This is a genomic window from Lysinibacillus sp. PWR01 (genome assembly GCF_043359455.1).
Taxonomy (GTDB): Bacteria; Bacillota; Bacilli; order Bacillales_A; family Planococcaceae; genus Lysinibacillus; species Lysinibacillus fusiformis_F.
On the sequence record NZ_JBHERJ010000044.1, the window covers coordinates 1 to 18561 of the forward strand.

18 protein-coding genes are annotated in these 18561 nt (G+C 37.5%); all 18 read left to right on the forward strand.

The annotated features are described in order from the left end of the window. Positions 1 to 195 precede the first annotated feature (195 nt). Entirely contained in the window at positions 196 to 1545 is a 1350-nt protein-coding gene (locus tag ACEVFT_RS06955; protein ID WP_393948961.1) for a TraB/GumN family protein, read from the forward strand. Positions 1546 to 1729: 184 nt separating this feature from the next. After that, positions 1730 to 2683, forward strand: a complete 954-nt coding sequence (locus tag ACEVFT_RS06960; RefSeq protein ID WP_393948962.1) for a sugar kinase — start codon at positions 1730 to 1732, stop codon at positions 2681 to 2683. 12 nt (positions 2684 to 2695) lie between these two features. After that, positions 2696 to 3316, forward strand: a complete 621-nt coding sequence (locus ACEVFT_RS06965; protein ID WP_393948963.1) for a bifunctional 2-keto-4-hydroxyglutarate aldolase/2-keto-3-deoxy-6-phosphogluconate aldolase — start codon at positions 2696 to 2698, stop codon at positions 3314 to 3316. A 13-nt stretch (positions 3317 to 3329) separates the two neighbouring features. Then, entirely contained in the window at positions 3330 to 4394 is a 1065-nt protein-coding gene (gene uxuA / locus ACEVFT_RS06970; protein WP_393948965.1) for a mannonate dehydratase, read from the forward strand. A 9-nt stretch (positions 4395 to 4403) separates the two neighbouring features. Beyond that, the gene (locus ACEVFT_RS06975; protein ID WP_393948966.1) at positions 4404 to 5426 is read left to right on the forward strand and encodes a zinc-binding alcohol dehydrogenase family protein; all 1023 of its coding nucleotides are present in this window, start codon (positions 4404 to 4406) and stop codon (positions 5424 to 5426) included. Further along, on the forward strand, positions 5419 to 6252 hold the full coding sequence (locus tag ACEVFT_RS06980) for an SDR family oxidoreductase (protein WP_205446102.1): 834 nt from the start codon (positions 5419 to 5421) through the stop codon (positions 6250 to 6252). Before ACEVFT_RS06975 ends, ACEVFT_RS06980 begins: the two co-directional genes overlap by 8 nt. A 36-nt stretch (positions 6253 to 6288) precedes the next feature. Next, on the forward strand, positions 6289 to 7554 hold the full coding sequence (locus ACEVFT_RS06985) for an MFS transporter (protein WP_205446101.1): 1266 nt from the start codon (positions 6289 to 6291) through the stop codon (positions 7552 to 7554). A gap of 21 nt (positions 7555 to 7575) precedes the next feature. Continuing rightward, positions 7576 to 9075: a UxaA family hydrolase gene (locus ACEVFT_RS06990; RefSeq protein ID WP_205446100.1), complete on the forward strand. Its 1500-nt coding sequence runs from the start codon at positions 7576 to 7578 to the stop codon at positions 9073 to 9075. Positions 9076 to 9087: 12 nt separating this feature from the next. Next, positions 9088 to 10353, forward strand: coding sequence for a mannitol dehydrogenase family protein (locus tag ACEVFT_RS06995; RefSeq protein ID WP_393948968.1), 1266 nt, complete (start codon positions 9088 to 9090; stop codon positions 10351 to 10353). Then, a complete protein-coding gene (locus ACEVFT_RS07000; RefSeq protein ID WP_393948969.1) occupies positions 10341 to 11348 on the forward strand; it encodes a zinc-binding alcohol dehydrogenase family protein in 1008 nt (335 codons plus the stop codon). Before ACEVFT_RS06995 ends, ACEVFT_RS07000 begins: the two co-directional genes overlap by 13 nt. Positions 11349 to 11363: 15 nt before the next feature. Then, the gene (gene allD / locus ACEVFT_RS07005; RefSeq protein ID WP_393948972.1) at positions 11364 to 12362 is read left to right on the forward strand and encodes an ureidoglycolate dehydrogenase; all 999 of its coding nucleotides are present in this window, start codon (positions 11364 to 11366) and stop codon (positions 12360 to 12362) included. Between the two features lie 75 nt (positions 12363 to 12437). Further along, positions 12438 to 13436, forward strand: a complete 999-nt coding sequence (locus ACEVFT_RS07010; protein WP_205446096.1) for a LacI family DNA-binding transcriptional regulator — start codon at positions 12438 to 12440, stop codon at positions 13434 to 13436. A 144-nt stretch (positions 13437 to 13580) separates the two neighbouring features. Continuing rightward, on the forward strand, positions 13581 to 14792 hold the full coding sequence (locus ACEVFT_RS07015; RefSeq protein ID WP_393948975.1) for an MFS transporter: 1212 nt from the start codon (positions 13581 to 13583) through the stop codon (positions 14790 to 14792). Positions 14793 to 14955: 163 nt separating this feature from the next. Further along, a complete protein-coding gene (locus ACEVFT_RS07020; RefSeq protein WP_393948977.1) occupies positions 14956 to 15192 on the forward strand; it encodes a small acid-soluble spore protein Tlp in 237 nt (78 codons plus the stop codon). A 316-nt stretch (positions 15193 to 15508) separates the two neighbouring features. Then, the gene (locus ACEVFT_RS07025) at positions 15509 to 16042 is read left to right on the forward strand and encodes an RNA polymerase sigma factor (protein ID WP_205446093.1); all 534 of its coding nucleotides are present in this window, start codon (positions 15509 to 15511) and stop codon (positions 16040 to 16042) included. Continuing rightward, complete coding sequence (locus tag ACEVFT_RS07030; protein ID WP_393948978.1) at positions 16029 to 17663, forward strand: DUF4179 domain-containing protein; 1635 nt, start codon at positions 16029 to 16031, stop codon at positions 17661 to 17663. The genes ACEVFT_RS07025 and ACEVFT_RS07030 overlap by 14 nt, the downstream gene beginning before the upstream one ends. Before the next feature lie 149 nt (positions 17664 to 17812). Then, a complete protein-coding gene (locus ACEVFT_RS07035) occupies positions 17813 to 18094 on the forward strand; it encodes a transporter suffix domain-containing protein (protein WP_205446091.1) in 282 nt (93 codons plus the stop codon). Then, entirely contained in the window at positions 18084 to 18515 is a 432-nt protein-coding gene (locus ACEVFT_RS07040) for a MarR family winged helix-turn-helix transcriptional regulator (protein WP_205446090.1), read from the forward strand. Before ACEVFT_RS07035 ends, ACEVFT_RS07040 begins: the two co-directional genes overlap by 11 nt. Positions 18516 to 18561 lie beyond the last annotated feature (46 nt).

An 18561-nucleotide genomic window follows, 5' to 3' on the forward strand; every position in this document is an offset into this window, starting at 1 on the left:
CGATGACATCATAATTTGTCATCGTTTTATTAAATTTAACCTCTTCATAACTATTTCAAGATAGGTTAATGCCAATACATATTTGTCAATATTTTCACTTTCAAGTATAAAATAGTTGGATTTTATATGGTATAATTTCAAACGATACTGATACATATAATAGGAAAAGGGAGAGAAAAGAATTTGATGAAAAAGATGATGAAACGAACGAGTGCGGCGTTGCTTGGTGCCTCATTGATGCTGACGACAGTTGTACCTGTGATTCATGCAGAAGAGCAAACACCACCCCTAGTACCATCGATTAGCGAATGGGCGATAGAAACATTAAATGAGGGCGAAAAATACGGAATTTACTCAACTGAATGGTACTTTGATGGCTTCCTTCAAGAAATTTCAGTGGATAAAGTAAATGAACTTCTAGCTTTAACGGAAAAGAAAGTTGCTTCTCTAGGGTTAGCTGAAAATAAACAATATAAACCAGTGAGTGTGAAAAACGATAACACACGTGGTGATATTGTGAAGCGCTTGTATAATATCGTCGCGCGCTACGATTTACCTGTTGGTACAGATGCTGTTCAATTTATGAAAGAGCATAACATATTACAAGGCTCTCCAAATGGACTGCAGTTAGAGAAAAAGGCAACGACTCAACAGGCTGTATTACTAGCTGTCCGTTTTATTCAGAGTACATATGCACTTGCAGAGCAAGGATCTAAGGGGGTAGCCTGGATAGTAGAGGATGAGGATACACTTGTCTACTTATTAGGTTCTATTCATCTAGGAACACCAGACTTATATCCATTCGATAAAAAACTAGTAACGGCGTTCGATGAATCGGATGCGCTGTTAGTAGAGGCGAATATCTTGGATACGGAAGCACTTGAATACTATTCAGAAAAAGCAATGTATACAGATGGCTCAACATTGAAAGATGCTGTTGCACCAGAAACATATGCGAAGCTTGAACAAGTGGCAAAGCTTTATGATCTTCCTATGGACCAGCTGACAGTGCAAAAGCCGTGGATGCTTTCTAGTGCATTATCAATGCTTGCAATGGACGACTCCTTTGGTATGACACCACAAGAGATGGCAATGCACGGTATCGATATATACTTTTTATTGAATGCACAGTTGCAGCAAAAGCCAGTGATTGAATTAGAAGGTACGAGAGCACAGGTTGATATGTTTGAAGCATTATCACCAGAGGCACAGGAGCAGTCATTAGTCGCTGTGTTGGATAGTATCATTAATCCATCTGAAGAGAATCAATCCGCAGTTCTTCAAGAGTGGTTTACAAGCTGGAAGCAAGGAAATGTTGAAGAGTTTGCAAAAAGCTTCCAAGCAATGGAAGGTACATCGTCTGAATTTAATGAAATGCTATTTGGTCTACGTGATGAACAAATGGCAAAGAAAATCATGAATGTATTGGAAGAAAAAGAAGGTAAGTACTTTGTTGTTGTTGGTTCAGGTCACTTCCTAATCGATAAAAATATTCGCTATCATTTGGAGAAAAACGGCTACAAGGTAAAGCCATTTTATCAATAATAATGAATTTCCCTCGTAAAAGGATAGATTAAATTCTATCTTTTACGAGGTTTTTTTATGCATGTAAGACAATAATGATCATTTGACGCTAACAATCTAAATAATCGGATTATTGTTGCAACGAAAAAAAAATCATGTTAGTATTAGTAAAACGTTTTACTAAATCGTTTTACTTGTGAAGGGGATGAAAATATTGAGAAATAAACGAATTGCAACGATTGGGGATGCAATGGTCGTTTTTAATCCATCTAAGACAGGTCCTCTACGTTTCGTTCCTTCCTTTGAGCGAGCTGTGGGTGGTGCAGAATTAAATTTTGCGATAGGTGTTACACGTTTAGATATGGAAGCAAAATGGATTAGTTGTATTGGAGACGATGAATTTGGCAAGTTAATTTATAACTTTGCGCGTGGTGAAGGAATCGATGTATCACATGTCTTACGAACACCACATATTCCAACGTCTATCTACTTCAAGGAAATTCGGGAAGACGGTGCAGGTAAATCGTTTTATTACCGCAACCCATCACCATTACTTGAGCTAACAGAAGACCGTATAGATGAGTCAGTACTTGATGATGTGGACTTATTACATATTAGCGGTGTGTATTTAGCGGTATGTGAACATAATATTCAAGTTGCAATGAAATTGATTGCTTTAGCCAAAGCAAAAAATATTCCTATATCCTTTGATCCAAATTTACGTTTAAAACTATGGTCTATAGAAGATGCCCGAGCGGTATACGAAAAAGTGTACCCATCTATCAATCTTCTTTTAACAGGACAGGATGAATTTGAACTTTTATTTGAAGGGCGTACAGTTAAAGACGTTCAAGAGAGTTATAAAATAGATGAAATTATTGTGAAAAAAGGCGAACAAGGCGCCACGGTTTATACAGCTAATGAACAGTATGAACGAGAAGCCTTTTCCATTCGTGCCATTGATACAGTTGGAGCAGGGGATGCATTTGATGCAGCCTATGTCTATAGCTATTTAAATGGTGATGATATCGTAGAACGCCTCCGTTTGGCCAATGGGGCAGGTGCATTGGTAGCCACGATTAAAGGAGATAATGAAGGGCTCCCATCCTTGCAAGAATTAAGGCAATTTATCGGCGATGAAAAACTAATTGAGCGTTAGGAGTTGTCAGGAATGCAAAAAATCGAAATTTTGAAAGCGTTGTCAGATGCAAAAGTTGTAGCGGTCATTCGCGGAAGTTCACCTGAAGAAGCGACAGAAATTTCAAAAGGGGCAATTACAGGTGGCATTCGAGCAATTGAAATAACGTATACAACACCTTTTGTTGAAGAAACCTTTAAAGCATTACGTCATAGTGATGCAATAATTGGAGCTGGGACAGTATTGGATGTTGAAACTGCACGCCACGCGATTTTAAATGGTGCAAAATTTGTTGTTAGTCCGAGCTACAACGCTGCAATTGCAAAGCTTTGCAATCGCTATAGCATACCATATTTACCAGGCTGTATGACGATTACAGAGATGGTGACAGCACTTGAAGGTGGAAGTGACATTATTAAATTATTCCCAGGAAATCAATTTGAACCAAACTTTATTAAAACCGTTAAAGGGCCTCTGCCACATATCACAATTATGCCTACAGGCGGTGTTGGCTTGGCTAATATGAACGAGTGGTTAGAAGCAGGCGCAGTTGCAGTTGGGATTGGTAGTGATTTAAATAAAGCATTTGCAAAAGATGGATACGCAGGTGTAGTTGAACGTGCCAAAGCGTATATTGAAAATCTATCAAACTAGGAGGTAATGAAGTATGAATATGACGTTTAGATGGTATGGTCGTGGCAATGATACAGTGAAATTAGAAGATGTGAAACAAATACCGAATGTAAAAGGAATTGTTTGGGCACTTCATCATCTACCAGCAGGAGAAGTATGGACTAAAGAGGCCATTCAAGATGAAGTTGATTATATACAGTCTTTTGGATTCCATACAGATGTTGTAGAAAGCGTCAATGTCCATGAAGATATTAAATTAGGATTGCCGACACGTGATCAATATATTGAAAACTATAAACAATCTATTCGCAACCTAGGCGAAGTGGGTGTCAAAGTCATTTGCTATAACTTCATGCCGGTATTTGATTGGACACGTACAGACTTATTCCATCCATTAGAAGATGGCTCAACGGCTCTCTATTTTGATAAGGAAAAGGTCATGAATTTAGATCCACAAGAACTGGTGAATGAAGTAAGCGCTTCTTCGGATTTAACACTCCCAGGGTGGGAACCAGAACGATTAGCCCGACTTTCAGAATTATTTGAGCAGTACAAAGAAGTAGATGAAGCCAAACTTTGGGACAACTTAGCTTACTTCTTACAAGCCATTTTACCAGTTGCAGAAGAAGCAGGTATTCAAATGGCGATTCATCCAGATGATCCACCGTATTCTATCTTTGGCTTACCGCGCATTATTACAGGAGCAGAAAGCTATGAAAAATTAATTAAAATCTCTGATTCCATGGCGAATGGTTTTACGTTCTGCTCAGGTTCAATGGGAGCAGACCTACAAAATGATATGGTAGCCATCGCTGAAAAATATGCATATCGTGCTCCGTTTGCCCATATCCGCAATGTCAAGATTATGGAAAATGGCAGTTTCTTTGAAACATCGCATTTTACTTCGGATGGTTCAATCGATATTAAAAATATTGTACGCACATTAAATGACCAAAACTATGAAGGCTATGTACGTCCAGATCATGGTCGTCATATTTGGGGAGAACAATGTCGTCCAGGCTACGGCTTATATGATCGAGCACTTGGCATTATGTATTTAAATGGTCTTTGGGATGCTTATGAAAATCTAAAGAAATAGGTGACATGTATGAAGGCACTACAAGTAATCAAACCTTTTGAAATGACTTTAATTGACGTAGCAGAACCAGTGATAACAGAGTCAACAGATGTCCTAGTTCAAACAGAATATGTTGGTATTTGTGGCTCAGACATGCATATTTATCATGGCTCGAATCCATTAGCGACATTGCCTCGTGTACCTGGGCATGAAGTTGTTGGACGTGTGTTAGAGGTTGGCCAAGAGGTACAAGGATTAAAAGCTGGTGACAAAGTTGTTGTCGAACCGATTCGTTATTGTGGTGAGTGCTATGCTTGCCGTAAAGGACAACCAAATGTCTGCGAACAGCTTTCCGTTTTTGGTGTTCATGAAGATGGCGGTATGCGTGAGCGCTTTGTTGTTGCTGAAAAGCAATTACATAAAGTAGCAGACCACACACCTTTAGAAGAAGCAGTCTTAATCGAACCTTATACAATTGGCGCACAAGCAGTATATCGTGGTGAATTACAGGCGGGTGAGACACTATTGATTCAAGGAGCAGGGCCGATTGGCATTTGTATTTTAAAGATGGCTAAATTAATGGATGCACGCGTGATGATTTCTGATTTGGATCCAGCTAAGCTCTCATTCGCAAAAGAACTTGGTGCGGATGAAGTTGTCAATGTAAAAGAACAAGATTTATTAGAGGCTGTTAATCAATGGACAGATGGAGTAGGTGTCAATGTATCTATTGATGCGGTCTGTATTCCACTAACATTTAAGCAATCTATTGATGCTGTTTCAGTTGCTGGAAGAGTGGTAGTCCTTAGCTTTGGAGAGGAAGCCATTGAGCTTGCCCCTCTACCAATCACAAAAAAGGAATTATCGATCAAAGGATCACGTTTACAGACATTCCAATTTGAAAACGTAGTGAAGCTTGTTGATGCTGGAAAGCTACAGCATCAAGGATTAATTACACATACTTTCTCATTACATGAAGCAAAAGCAGCCTTTGAATTTATAGAAAAAAACCCAAATGAAGTACGTAAAGTTATTTTAAAAGTAGGTGAGTAAGGTGCATCAAGCATTACAAAATAAAGTGGCTGTTGTAACAGGTGGTAGTGGTGTTCTTTGCTCAGAGATGGCGAAGGAATTGGCTAGGCAAGGTATGCGAGTTGCTATTTTAAATCGTACGGCGCAAAAAGGCGAGGCAGTCGTCCAATCGATTAAAGAAAATGGCGGAGAAGCAATTAATTTTTCTGTGGATGTTTTAAATAAAGAGTCATTAATAGCAGCGAGACAAGCAATATTACAGCAATATGGTCAAATTGATGTACTGATTAATGGAGCGGGTGGCAATCATCCAGATGCCATTACTGCTGATGAAGTATATAAAGAACAATCAACTACACCAAATTTCTTTGAATTAACGCCAAACGGTTTTGAAAGCGTATTCTCGAATAATTTTACAGGAACATTTTTAGCTGCCCAAGTTTTTGGCGAAGCATTGCTGAAAACGAAGGGGACGATAATTAATATTTCATCCATGAGCTCCTATGCTCCTATGACAAAAGTGCCTGCATATAGCGCGGCAAAGGCAGCGATTAATAACTTTACGCAATGGATGGCTGTGCATTTTGCAGAAGCAGGCTTACGTGTCAATGCCATTGCACCTGGATTTTTTATTACCGAACAAAACCGTAATCTATTGCTGACAGAAGACGGCTCACTAACAGCACGTTCAGAAAAAATCATTACAGCTACACCACAAAAACGCTTTGGAAAACCACAAGATTTATTAGGGACATTATTATTTTTAGCTGATGATACATACTCAGCATTTGTCACTGGCGTAACGATTCCTGTTGATGGTGGATTTATGGCATACTCAGGCGTTTAACAAAGGGGATCTATTTCAAATTTAGGGGTGAATGATATGAAACAACAAGGTATTTTTGGAGATGGCAAAACGGTTGTTATTGTCATGCTATTTTTAGCGGGTGTCATTAACTATTTAGACCGTTCAGCATTATCAATTGCAGCACCATTTATTCAAGAAGATATTCATCTAACGTCAACACAATTAGGGATTATCTTTAGTAGTTTCTCTGTTGGGTATGCCATTTTCAACTTTTTAGGTGGCATGGCTTCCGATAAATTTGGTGCCAAGTTAACGCTATTTGTAGCGATGATTGTATGGTCTTTATTCAGTGGAGCAATGGTATTAGTCGTTGGATTTGCTTCATTAATTATTGTTCGAATTGTATTTGGTATGGCGGAAGGACCATTGTCATCAACCATAAATAAAATGGTGAACAACTGGTTCCCTGCAGATAAACGTGCTTCTGTAGTAGGGCTAGCCAATAGTGGTACACCACTTGGTGGTGCGATTGCAGGTCCAATTGTCGGTTATATTGCATTAGCATATGGCTGGAAATATTCATTTATTGCGATTATGATCCTTGGATTTATTTGGGCAATTGTATGGTTTAAAGTGGTAAAAGAAAAGCCGAACAAAGAAGACAGTGTAGAATCAATGGCAAACTTAGAGATTGCAGCAGAAGATATCAATCATAGTCGTGGTCTATCTTACTATTTAAAACAACCAACTGTATTATTTACAGCCTTTTCGTTCTTTGCCTATAACTATATCCTATTCTTTTTCTTAACTTGGTTCCCAAGCTATCTAGTAGAAGCTCGTGGAATGGCTGTTAAAGATATGAGTATTGTGACGGTTATTCCATGGATTTTAGGGTTCTTAGGTTTAGCAATGAGTGGAATTGTATCGGATTTCATTTATAAACGTTTTATGCGTAAGGGAGTTTTATTCTCTCGTAAAGTCGTTCTAGTTACATGTTTATTCTTAGCCGCTGTATCAATTGGCTGTGCAGGTATTGTAACAACAACAGTTAGTGCTGTTGCGCTTGTTGCTACCTCTGTTTTCTTCTTATATTTAACAGGTGCTATTTACTGGGCAATCATCAATGACGTGGTGGAATCTAAATATGTTGGATCTGTTGGTGGCTTTATGCACTTCCTTGCAAACACGGCAGGTATTATTGGACCAACTTTAACAGGTTTCCTGGTAGACAGAACAGGAACGTTCTCTGCGGCTTTCCTACTTGCAGGTGGTTTAGCGGTCATCGCTTCATTAGCAGTTATTAAATTTGTTACACCAATTGTTCATAAAGAAATAGCTTAGAAATAGAAAGGATGGATTCAAATGAACAATCAGTCAGTTATTAAAATTCATCCAATGGACAATGTAGCCATAGCCTTGAGTGATCTTCCTCAAGGCTTTTTACTTCCATTGGATGGGACAGAAATAACTTTACAGCAACAAGTACTACGTGGGCATAAGATTGCCATCACAACTCTTTCTAAAGATACACATATCATGAAATATGGTTTTCCAATTGGTCATGCGACAGAAGAAATCTCAGCAGGTAGCTGGGTTCACTCACATAACATGAAAACCAATTTATCGGGTGAATTAAGCTATGAATTTAATCCAAAAACACATCCTGTAGCCGAACCTCGTCATGCACAGCGCACGTTTAAGGGCTATCGTAGAAAAGATGGTCAGGTTGGAGTGCGAAATGAAATCTGGATTATTAATACGGTTGGATGTATTAACAAAGTAGCTGAAAATCTGGCGAAGTTGGGCAATCAATTATTGAAGGCTGACAATTTTGATGGTGTACAGCATTTCGCCCATCCATATGGTTGTTCACAACTCGGTGATGATTTAACGTATACACAAAAAATATTAGCTAATTTAATTCACCACCCAAATGCAGGGGCAGTGATTGTATTAGGGCTAGGGTGTGAGAACAATTATATTGAGCTGTTTAAGAAAACAATCGGTCATTATGATGAACAACGCGTAGCCTTTTTAAATGTTCAAGAATCTGCAGATGAAATGGAAGAGGGTCAACTATTACTTGAAAAAGCCTTTGACTATGTGACGACATTTGAAAGACAAGCATTACCTATTTCAGAACTGAAAATCGGTTTGAAATGTGGCGGTAGTGATGGTTTCTCTGGCATTACAGCTAATCCGATGATTGGCGTATTTTCTGACCAATTGATCTCAGCAGGTGGTGCAACGGTGTTAACGGAAGTTCCAGAAATGTTTGGGGCTGAACAGATTTTAATGGAACGTGCAAAAGATGCCTCTGTTTTTGAGGATATTGTGCATTTAGTAAATAATTTTAAACAGTATTTTATTAAATATAATCAACCTGTCTATGAAAATCCCTCCCCAGGAAACAAAGCGGGTGGAATAACAACATTGGAAGAAAAGTCACTTGGCTGTATTCAAAAAGGGGGATTCCAAGAGGTAAAAGAGGTGCTTGATTATGGCGACCGTATGTCCACAAAGGGGCTACATTTACTAAATGGTCCAGGAAATGATCTTGTATCAACAACAGCACTTGCCTCAACAGGCTGCCAAATTGTCCTTTTCTCAACAGGTAGGGGAACACCGTTTGGAGGACCTACACCTACAGTCAAAATTTCAACAAATACACCCCTTTATGAACGTAAAAAAAATTGGATTGACTTTAACGCAGGGCAGTTAGTGGAAGGTAAGCCGATGGATGTATTAGTCGATGAATTTATGGATTATATAGTAGCGCTAGCTTCAGGAGAAGTACAAACAAATAATGAGAAATATGGATTCAAAGAAATCGCCATTTTTAAAGATGGCGTGACGATGTAGGAGAGAAATGACATGAAACATCCTATTAAAATAATGCAAATAGGTGATGGGAATTTTATTAGAGGCTTTTTTGACCTAGCAGTTGAACAACTACAAGTCCCTTGCAGTATCGTTTCAGTTGCAGCAACAGCAAGAGGAAAAACAGTCAAACAGCTAGAAGAACAACAGTTACAATTCACTGTGATGGAACGTGGGTTAAAAAATGGTGAGGTTGTAGAAGAAGAAACCACTGTTAAGATTATTCAAGATACGATTCATCCGTATGAGAACTGGCATACATTTTTACAATATGCCCAGTCAGAAACATTAGAAATGATTGTGTCTAATACAACAGAGGCAGGAATTTATTACGAAAATATTCCTTATCCTACTGCCTGTCCAACAAGCTATGCAGCAAAGTTAACCGTCTTTCTAGAACAATATTACAATCATTTTCAAGGTGAAAAACAATTGGCAATTGTGCCTTTGGAATTAATAGAACAGAATGGCTCTACATTAAAAACGATTTGTCTACAGCATGCTAAAGACTGGAATTTGCCTACAGCATTTAATGAATGGCTGGCTACTTTAGCTTTTTGTAATACACTTGTAGACCGTATTGTAACAGGTTATCCACAAGATTATCAGGGGGAGGATGCCCTTTACACAGTTTGTGAACCGTACTTCTTATTTGTAATTGATCAAAAAGAGCCATTTAAACATTGGCCAACAAGTCTTGATTTCCCTTTTGTCTTTGATGATTTAGACATGTATCGGAAACGCAAAGTCGCCATTTTAAATGGTAGTCATATTTTGCTTTCAGCATTCGGCAAGATTTTTAACTACACAACTGTAAGAGAGGTATTTTCTCATGCAGGCGTTCGAGCCTTTATTGAAAAAGTAACAAACGATTTTACTCAACGATTCCAAGTGGATGAACACTATCAGCAAGATGTCTTTGAACGTTTTTTAAACCCATTTATTGAGCATCAGCTATATGATATTCAATTAAATGAGTTATCCAAGTGGCAAACACGTATTGCTCCATATGCTGAAACAGAAATTTACTATCAAGCTTTAGCATTAGGGATGTATGCAATGAATCCAACACGCTTTTCCATGCGTGAATCGGATCAAGTTATTGAAAAACTAACTGAAATCCATAACCATTTTGAACAAGGTCAGACAGAGCCAATGCAACAATTCATCGAACAACATTTCCAGTGTGATGCAACCAAGGTTATTCAGCAATTATCCACAATTAATAGTTTATTGGAGGAAATAGCATGCGACAATTAATAATTAATGAACCATTTCAAATGGTAGAACGTGAAGTAGACAAGCCGAGTATTGAAGGAAGTCATGATGTTTTATTAAAAATCACACATATTGGCGTGTGTGGAACAGACACACATGCTTTTGCAGGTGAACAGCCATTCTTTAGTTATCCACGTGTGTTAGGTCATGAACTAGCTGCTATCGTAGAAGAAGTCGGTGAAGCAGTGAAGGACATTCAAGTAGGTGATCGTGCAACAGTTATTCCATACATCCATTGTGGAGAGTGTGTTGCATGCCGTCGAGGTCAAACGAACTGCTGTAAATCCTTGAAAGTATTAGGTGTACATATGGATGGAGGTATGGGCGAATATATCGTAGTTGATGACAGTATCGTGATTACTGATAATGCTGTGTCAGGTGACCAATTAGCCATTGTGGAACCATTAGCTATTGGTGCCCATGCAGTACGTCGTTCAGAACTAACAGCAAATGATACGGTACTTGTTATCGGTGCAGGGCCAATTGGATTAGGAGCGGCTCGTTTTGCTAAATTACGTGGCGCAAAAACAGTGTTAATGGACTTAAACGAAGAACGTTTAAAAGAAGGACAGGCATGGACGGAAGCGGATGGCGTGATTGTTGGTAGTCATGACGTAAAGGCCCAGTTACATGATAAATTTAATGGCGAACTACCTACAGTTGTCTTTGATGCAACAGGCAATCAACAATCAATGGAATCTTCATTCCAGTATGTAGAAAATAGTGGCACATTAGTGTTTATTGGCTTAATGAAGAAGACCATTACATTTAATGATCCTGAATTTCATTCCAAGGAATTAACGTTGAAAAGCAGCCGCAATGCGACGTTAGAAGACTTTGAGACGGTTATGAGCTACATGCAGTCAGGAGCTATAAAGCAAGGCTATGTCACGAAAAATATTGCATTCGATGAAGCGATTTCTTACTTTGAGGCAAAACAATACAACACGAATAAAGCACAAATCTATTTTAAGTAATGGGGAGGGTTTTCAATGAATATTTCTGTACCAGCATTAAAAGAAATCGTTGTTCGAAAATTCACAGCTGAGGGTGTTGACGCTGAAACAGCAGCGCAAGTAGCAGATGTTTTGATTTATGCAGATTTACGTGGTGTCAGTTCTCACGGTGTTATGCGTGTGGAGCATTATATAACACGTTTAAAGGCAGGTGGCATAACGAAAAACCCCCATTTTTCATTAGAAAAAAGAGGCACAAATCACCTTCTTTTTAAAGGGGATAATGGTTTTGGGCATGTCATTTGTAAGGAAGCGATGGATGAAACGATTAAAATAGCTAAGGAACATGGCTCATGTACAACGATTATTCAAGAAAGTAGCCATTGTGGGGCGCTTGGCTATTTCCTTGAACAAGCAACGAGCGAAAATTTAATTGCTATTATGTGCTCTCAAACCGACTCAGCAGTCGTTCCTTTTGGGGGAAAAGAGCCTTACTTTGGTACGAATCCAATAGCTTACGGTTTTCCAACCAACGATAAACCGATCATTTTGGACATGGCAACAAGCAATGTAGCACTCGGAAAAATTTTATATGCACGCGAAAAAGGCGAGACAATCCCAAATTCGTGGGGAGTTGATGCACAAGGTGCGCCAACTACAGATCCTCACCAAGTCAAATCTTTAACACCGTTTGCAGGACCAAAAGGATATGGGATGGCACTTGTAGTAGATGTTCTTTCTGGAATTTTAGCAAGTGCAGCTTTTGGTCCACATATTTCAAAAATGTATGGTGATTATGAACAGAAACGTAATCTTGGACAATATTTATATGTATTAGATCCAACTATTTTTGGTGACGTCGAGCTATTCAAAGAAAATATTTCACAAATGATTAATGAATTACATGATGCGCCAACAGCACCCAATTTTGATCAAGTACTGGTGCCTGGTGAGATTGAACAGAATCGTAGTGCAGAAACAATGGATAAGGGCATTGATTTACCTGAACAAGTGTATAACTATTTGAATAGTTAATTTAACCAGTAAAGTATGCTATGCTACATAATACCAAGGAGAGTTTTCATATTTATAGGTAGGAGATTGATTTTAGTGAAAAAAACAACAATTGCCGATGTTGCACAATATGCAAATGTTTCGAATAGTACAGTATCGCAATATTTGAATAAGCGATATGAATATATGAGTGCAGACACTCGTAAGAAAATTGAAGAAGCTGTTGAAGCATTGCAATATCGTCCAAATTTAATGGCTCGTAGCTTAAAACAGAAATCTACCTTTACAATTGGTATTATTGTGGCGAATATTATCCATGACTTTTCAACGAAAATTATAAATGCACTGGAAGCAGAGTTCGATAAAGAGGGCTTCCATATGATTGTATGTAACTCGGCGGATAACCCTAAAAAAGAGAAAAAGCATATTGAAACTTTACTAGAAAAACAGGTAGATGGCTTAATCGTTTTTCCAACGGGAGAAAATAAAAATCTCTATATAAGGCTTCATCAACAAGCAATGCCAATCGTTTTTATTGACCGTTTTATTGAGGGAGTAGATATTCCAGCTGTGTTGCTTGATAATTTTTCTGCCATGAATACGGCAGTAGAGACGTTCCGCAAACAACCATTAGCCATTATCACTACCTCTTTAGCCTTACCGATTACTCCTCGTGTCGAACGCTTAGAAGGGTTTCGTCAAGCGCTCAGAAACAGGAATCTGTTCATTGATGAGCGCTATATAATAAATGGTGAACCAGCTGAGATGGCAGAGATATTCAATCAATTATTTACATTGGAACAACCACCAAAGGGAATCATTGCGGCAAATGATCGTATTTTTGAAGAATTAATGCTTTATATTAAAAAAAGAAATTTACATGTGCCTAATGATGTACAAGTAATCGCTGTGGATGATGTACCATATGCAAATTTTTTAACACCTTCCATTACAACATTGCAACAACCCATTTTACCAATGGCTCAGAAAGCGGCATCATTGCTCCTAGCAAAAATCAAAAAAGAACATCTTGCTGATGAACAAAAATTATATCGCTTTAAACCAATATTAATTCAGCGAGATTCAACTAATTAAAAAGGCAACCCAAAGCTATGATCTTAGCTAAGGGTTGCTATTTTTAGTTGCACCAATATTCATCGATAGATATGATTATCTAAAAGAATACTTTTATGTAAAAAAAGACCAATAATTCATTCTTAGGTGATAGAAAGGAGACTTATGCGCATTATTAGGAAGTATCGTCTCATTCTGTTTGGCTTTGGTTTCTCGTATTTAGGAAATTGGGTAAATCTAGTAGCACTGAATTTATTAGTTTGGCATTTAACAGAATCGCCTACTGCTATGGCTAGTATATTTATTGTAGGACCGATTGCTCGAATTTTAACAAGCTTTTTTGCAGGCTCCATTATTGATCGCTCGAATAAACAAAAATTAATGATCTATAGTGATATCATTCGTGGCATATTGATTTTATTGTTACCATTTACATCTTCTATTTGGCTCATCTATTGCGTATTATTTTTATCTAATATTGCAAGTAGCTTTTTTGGGCCGAGTAGTACCTATTATATTTCGAAATATATTCCAGACGAAGATAAACAATCCTTTAATGCAATATTAGGAATGTTTAGCTCAGGCTCATTTTTAATTGGGCCAGCATTGGCTGGGTTTATCATTGCCATTTCAAATGTATCTGTAGCATTTTGGTTTAATGCCTTGACGTTCTTTATCTGTGCGCTCTCGATTTTTAAGCTTCCAGCAATAGAAGATCATCAGGAAATGCAGCGAAAACCCATTACTTGGAATATGCTAAAAGAGGATTATGGTATTGTCTACGCTTATATTAAAAAAGAGCAAGTCTTTGCCAAAGTATTTCTATATTTTCAAGGTGCATTGATGATTGCCTTTGCATTAGACTCACAAGAAGCTACATTTATTAAACAAAGGCTACAAGCTTCAGATAGTCTATACGGTATCATTGTTAGTATCGCTGGGATTGGGGCGATCATTGGTGGAGCAATGGCTGCTCGTTATGCTAAAAGGTTTTCAACTAGACAATATATTGTCTATGGTCTGCTTTTGACGACAATTTCCTACACATTATTTTACTCTTCACCGAATGTGACAATGGCGATTATTAGCTTTATTGCATTAGGAATATGTATGTCATTTTGTAATGCGGGATACAGCACCTTTTATCAAATAAGTGTACCGACAGAAATTATGGGCCGTTTTGGTAGTATTTCCACAATGGTCATCAACGTGCTACAGATTGTCTTTACGTTAGCTTTAGGATTGCTAGCGGAATGGCTCTCACTACAAATGGTATGTATTGCATTTGGAGTCATAGCTATTTTCATCGCCCTAGTTTTATCTGTATTTATGCATTCAAAATCGGCCTATGCAGGTCTGAGGGAAGAGATTGTTTGAATACAATGTCAGGTTATTATATGGGGAAACTTAATTGTTTCTAATTAAAGTTAGAATTATTGGATAGACCGCTATTAAAAGATGTTTTTTAGAAAAAGTTAGCACTCATATAATGACAAAATGATTCCAAAATAACCTTATGTCAAAATTTGAGGAGGTTAACATGGCTAATTCAAGACACCGAAAACCAGATGATCGATCCAATAATGTTGAACGCATGCGTGACATTGTTAAAAATACTGAAGAGAAAGTTCAGGAAGCAGAAATTAGTATGGAATTTGCAGATCCTCTAGAAAGTAACAGGCTAAAAGAAAAAAATAAGCGACGTAAACAGTCAATTGAAGCATTAAAAGAGGAAATGAAAGATGAAATGGCAGCACGAAAAAAAGGTGAAGTTTAAAATTGGATTTTTAGAAGAATCAATTGTGATTCGGAATTTAGCCAAAAGAGATCTTTTAAAGGAAACCGAAAAAATCTGCATGTAACAATAGTGTCTTGAGTATTTGTTTACTATTTTCCACTAGACAAAAACAGATGGATTAGATGGTCCATAATGGACCTCTATATTGCCATCTGTTTTTATTTTGAATATGTTTACTGGATTTTTTTACATAATCACTAGATTAAAAAGTATGTACATGAAATTCTGAAAAAATGAACCTTTTCTAGTAGTCATTTGTTTATAACGTAGAACAATTAGAAAGGAGTGCCTTGAATTGACAGAACGTGAATTATTCGATTCATACAACAAAGATGTATACCGTACCTGTTATTACATGCTACGGAACGCCCAAGATGCGGAAGATCTCTGCCATGATGTATTTGTCACCGTCTTTCGTCAGGATTGGAGAAGTGTAGAGCATACACGTGCTTGGATTTTACGAATTGCGATGAATCAATGCTTAAATTTGCTTAAAAGAAAGCAGGCTCAGTTAAAAAAAGTGAGTCAGGTACAGTTGCTGCAGGAGCAAACTACGGCAACAGTTAAATCTGTAGACACCATTGTATTGGAGAAGGCAGCAGAGGAGGAGTGGGATGCACTACTCAGACAGCTACCAGAAAAGTTAATGGCTGTTGTCACCCTTCGCTACATCGGTGAGCTATCATTAGTGGAAATTGCGGAAACACTAAAGATTCCGGTGGGAACAGTGAAATCGAGACTCCATAAGGCATTGAAAATTATGCGCAAAAAACTAGAACAAAATCAAAATCTATGGTTGAAGGGAGAGAATCAATTTGGAACGCATTGAAAAGAAATTGAAAAAAGAGATGAAGGCAGACCATAACATGAAGTATCCTGATTTTGAACAAATGTGGAGCAGTATCCAACAGGATGAACTAAAAATCGTGGATGAACCGATCGAACTTCGACCGCGTAAAAGAAAGAGATTTGTATTGGTTGCAGGATTAGCTGTCGCTCTAATGGCTACCCCTGTCTATGCAGCATTGAATTATGATTGGTCAACTATTCTTTCTTATAGAGCTGGTATTCAGTCTGCATTAGATCAGGGTTTAGGGCAGACGATTGAACAATCTGTTACGAAGGATGGATTTACGCTCACTGTACATACGGCGTTTATCGATGATAACAGAACCTTTCTTTTATATAGTTTGAAACCTGATGCCTCTTGGGATGGAGAGAATATTGGCTTTGAACTTACCGGACTTAAAGATTCCAAGGGTAACTTTATTGAAGGGAATTATACACATTCTTGGAATGAGGAGCTTGGGACCTTTCAGGGTTATTTTGAAACGGATTGGGTGGCTGAAGGACAGATGACAGAAGTGGAGCTTGTGATGGAGAATATTCAGTTCATCAGCGATGAGAAATATTCTATCGACTATAATCCAAATGACTTGACTACGCAAGTGTTCCCTATTCAAAAGGATGGAGTTGACACAGTGTCTATTCAATCTTTTGAACAAGATGAAGGTAAAATATTGCTTAAAACGGCAGTTACACTTACAGATTTAAAAGTCCGAAATACAGGGATATTCATTGAGGCGATTAATAATACGAATCATTCAATTGAAACAGGGAAAAGATCTTTCATGGGAAGACAGGGAGCGAAAGGAGAATATTTTAGTCAGCAACTATTCGAGTCTGAAGCCTTACAAGAGGAGGGGACTAAATTCCAAATTTCTTATAACCGCATACTAGAAACAAAAGAAAGCACTTGGAATATGCAACTAAATCTCTCTAAAACACAACTGGAAAATACGTCATTTAAGAAAGTACTAGATATTCCAATTGACAACGTGCCTGGTGGAACTAAAATTCATGAAATGTCGGTTACACCGACCCAAGTTCGATTGATTCTTACTCAAGAAAAATACGAAACTTTTCCTTATATGGATTATCAACTGGATGTAGGTGGAACTTTATTGACTGGGTATATTTCGAGTGAAGTTGGAGATCCTAATGAAACAGAGCTGCGCTTTGAAATAACTGGACTAAATGGAGCCTCTTTGGAAAATCAACCTGTAGCTTTCGTTGCTAAGAACCATGTTGAAGGTTTATACGGAGACGACAATTCAATCCAATTAACGAACATATCAGCAAAGCCTCAAAGTGTAACATCTAATATAGCAGGGTACTCAATTTCATGGACTTATTATATGAAGGACAATAACCTTTATGTGGAATCATTAAGCCCTGATCCAGGGTTTGCTGGAGTCAATCAAACCTATTATTTAGAGGGTAAAGAAAAAATCTATGGAACGCCTGAATATATGGGCATTCTTGAAAATAATAAAAGAATGGATGTTTATGAGAATTTTGACAAGAAGGAGCTAGAAATTCTCATTTTTAAATATTTAACTAACAAGCCCAATGATGAGCTACGTATACCCCTTACATTTGGAAAATAACAGCATTAATAACCCCATCTATTTGACTCTTCACTATTCAAATAGATGGGGATTTTTGTTTTCTTATAAAGATTAAAGTGCTTTACATAAAAAGAAATGTATAATATAGTTTAGTTAACTTAAATAAATTAATGCGCAGGAGAAGATACATGACCTCTAACGAAAAAACACAAAAATCATTTGCTTATAAGCTTGGATTAGGCATTATTATCTTTTCTCTTTCACTATGGTTAATCCCAATCATTACACCTTTCACACCGATACCTACAAAAGTAAAGGCTGGGATTATACCAGGAAGTATTATTGTAGCTGAAATCTTATTTTGGCTTGGTGCTTTACTTGTTGGAAAAGAGGTAGCTAACAAATTTAAAAGCTATCTAAATCCTAAAAAATGGCGAGAAAAAGGTGACACTCAAAAAAATGAAGAATAACAAGGTAGCGGAGCAAATTAATCAAACCATTGAAGATATTTGGATCATGCTTGAGAAAATGGAAAGGGCTTATACTAATTACTCCTTAAATAATCAGCAATATGTTCTTTTAACATTAGTGATTCGTCATCCGTCCTGTTCACCTTCAGAACTAGCAGATAAAATGGCTATTACGAAAAGTGCAGTGAGTCAGCAATTAGCTAAGCTTGAACAGGATGGTTATATAATGAAAAGGCAGCATGAAGAGGATAAGCGTGCATTTTCTGTTGAATTGGGTGAGAAGGGGCAACTATATAAACAGGAAATCGAAGCCTTTAATCAACAGATTACAGAAAAGTACCATGCTAATTTATCATCTGAAGAATTAGCTGAAATGTTAGCTACTCTAGAAAAAATGAAAAAAATACTGTATGAATTTTAGGAAAAGTTTGACATTTAATCTGGTGTGTCTTATAGTAACCCTTAAT

Coding starts and splice junctions, on each gene's coding strand:
- ACEVFT_RS06955 (WP_393948961.1), top strand. CDS start 196: ATGATGAAACGAACGAGTGCGGCGTTGCTTGGTGCCTCATTGATGCTG.
- ACEVFT_RS06960 (WP_393948962.1), top strand. CDS start 1,730: ATGAAAATATTGAGAAATAAACGAATTGCAACGATTGGGGATGCAATG.
- ACEVFT_RS06965 (WP_393948963.1), top strand. CDS start 2,696: ATGCAAAAAATCGAAATTTTGAAAGCGTTGTCAGATGCAAAAGTTGTA.
- uxuA (WP_393948965.1), top strand. CDS start 3,330: ATGAATATGACGTTTAGATGGTATGGTCGTGGCAATGATACAGTGAAA.
- ACEVFT_RS06975 (WP_393948966.1), top strand. CDS start 4,404: ATGAAGGCACTACAAGTAATCAAACCTTTTGAAATGACTTTAATTGAC.
- ACEVFT_RS06985 (WP_205446101.1), top strand. CDS start 6,289: ATGAAACAACAAGGTATTTTTGGAGATGGCAAAACGGTTGTTATTGTC.
- ACEVFT_RS06990 (WP_205446100.1), top strand. CDS start 7,576: ATGAACAATCAGTCAGTTATTAAAATTCATCCAATGGACAATGTAGCC.
- ACEVFT_RS06995 (WP_393948968.1), top strand. CDS start 9,088: ATGAAACATCCTATTAAAATAATGCAAATAGGTGATGGGAATTTTATT.
- ACEVFT_RS07000 (WP_393948969.1), top strand. CDS start 10,341: ATGCGACAATTAATAATTAATGAACCATTTCAAATGGTAGAACGTGAA.
- allD (WP_393948972.1), top strand. CDS start 11,364: ATGAATATTTCTGTACCAGCATTAAAAGAAATCGTTGTTCGAAAATTC.
- ACEVFT_RS07015 (WP_393948975.1), top strand. CDS start 13,581: ATGCGCATTATTAGGAAGTATCGTCTCATTCTGTTTGGCTTTGGTTTC.
- ACEVFT_RS07020 (WP_393948977.1), top strand. CDS start 14,956: ATGGCTAATTCAAGACACCGAAAACCAGATGATCGATCCAATAATGTT.
- ACEVFT_RS07035 (WP_205446091.1), top strand. CDS start 17,813: ATGACCTCTAACGAAAAAACACAAAAATCATTTGCTTATAAGCTTGGA.
- ACEVFT_RS07040 (WP_205446090.1), top strand. CDS start 18,084: ATGAAGAATAACAAGGTAGCGGAGCAAATTAATCAAACCATTGAAGAT.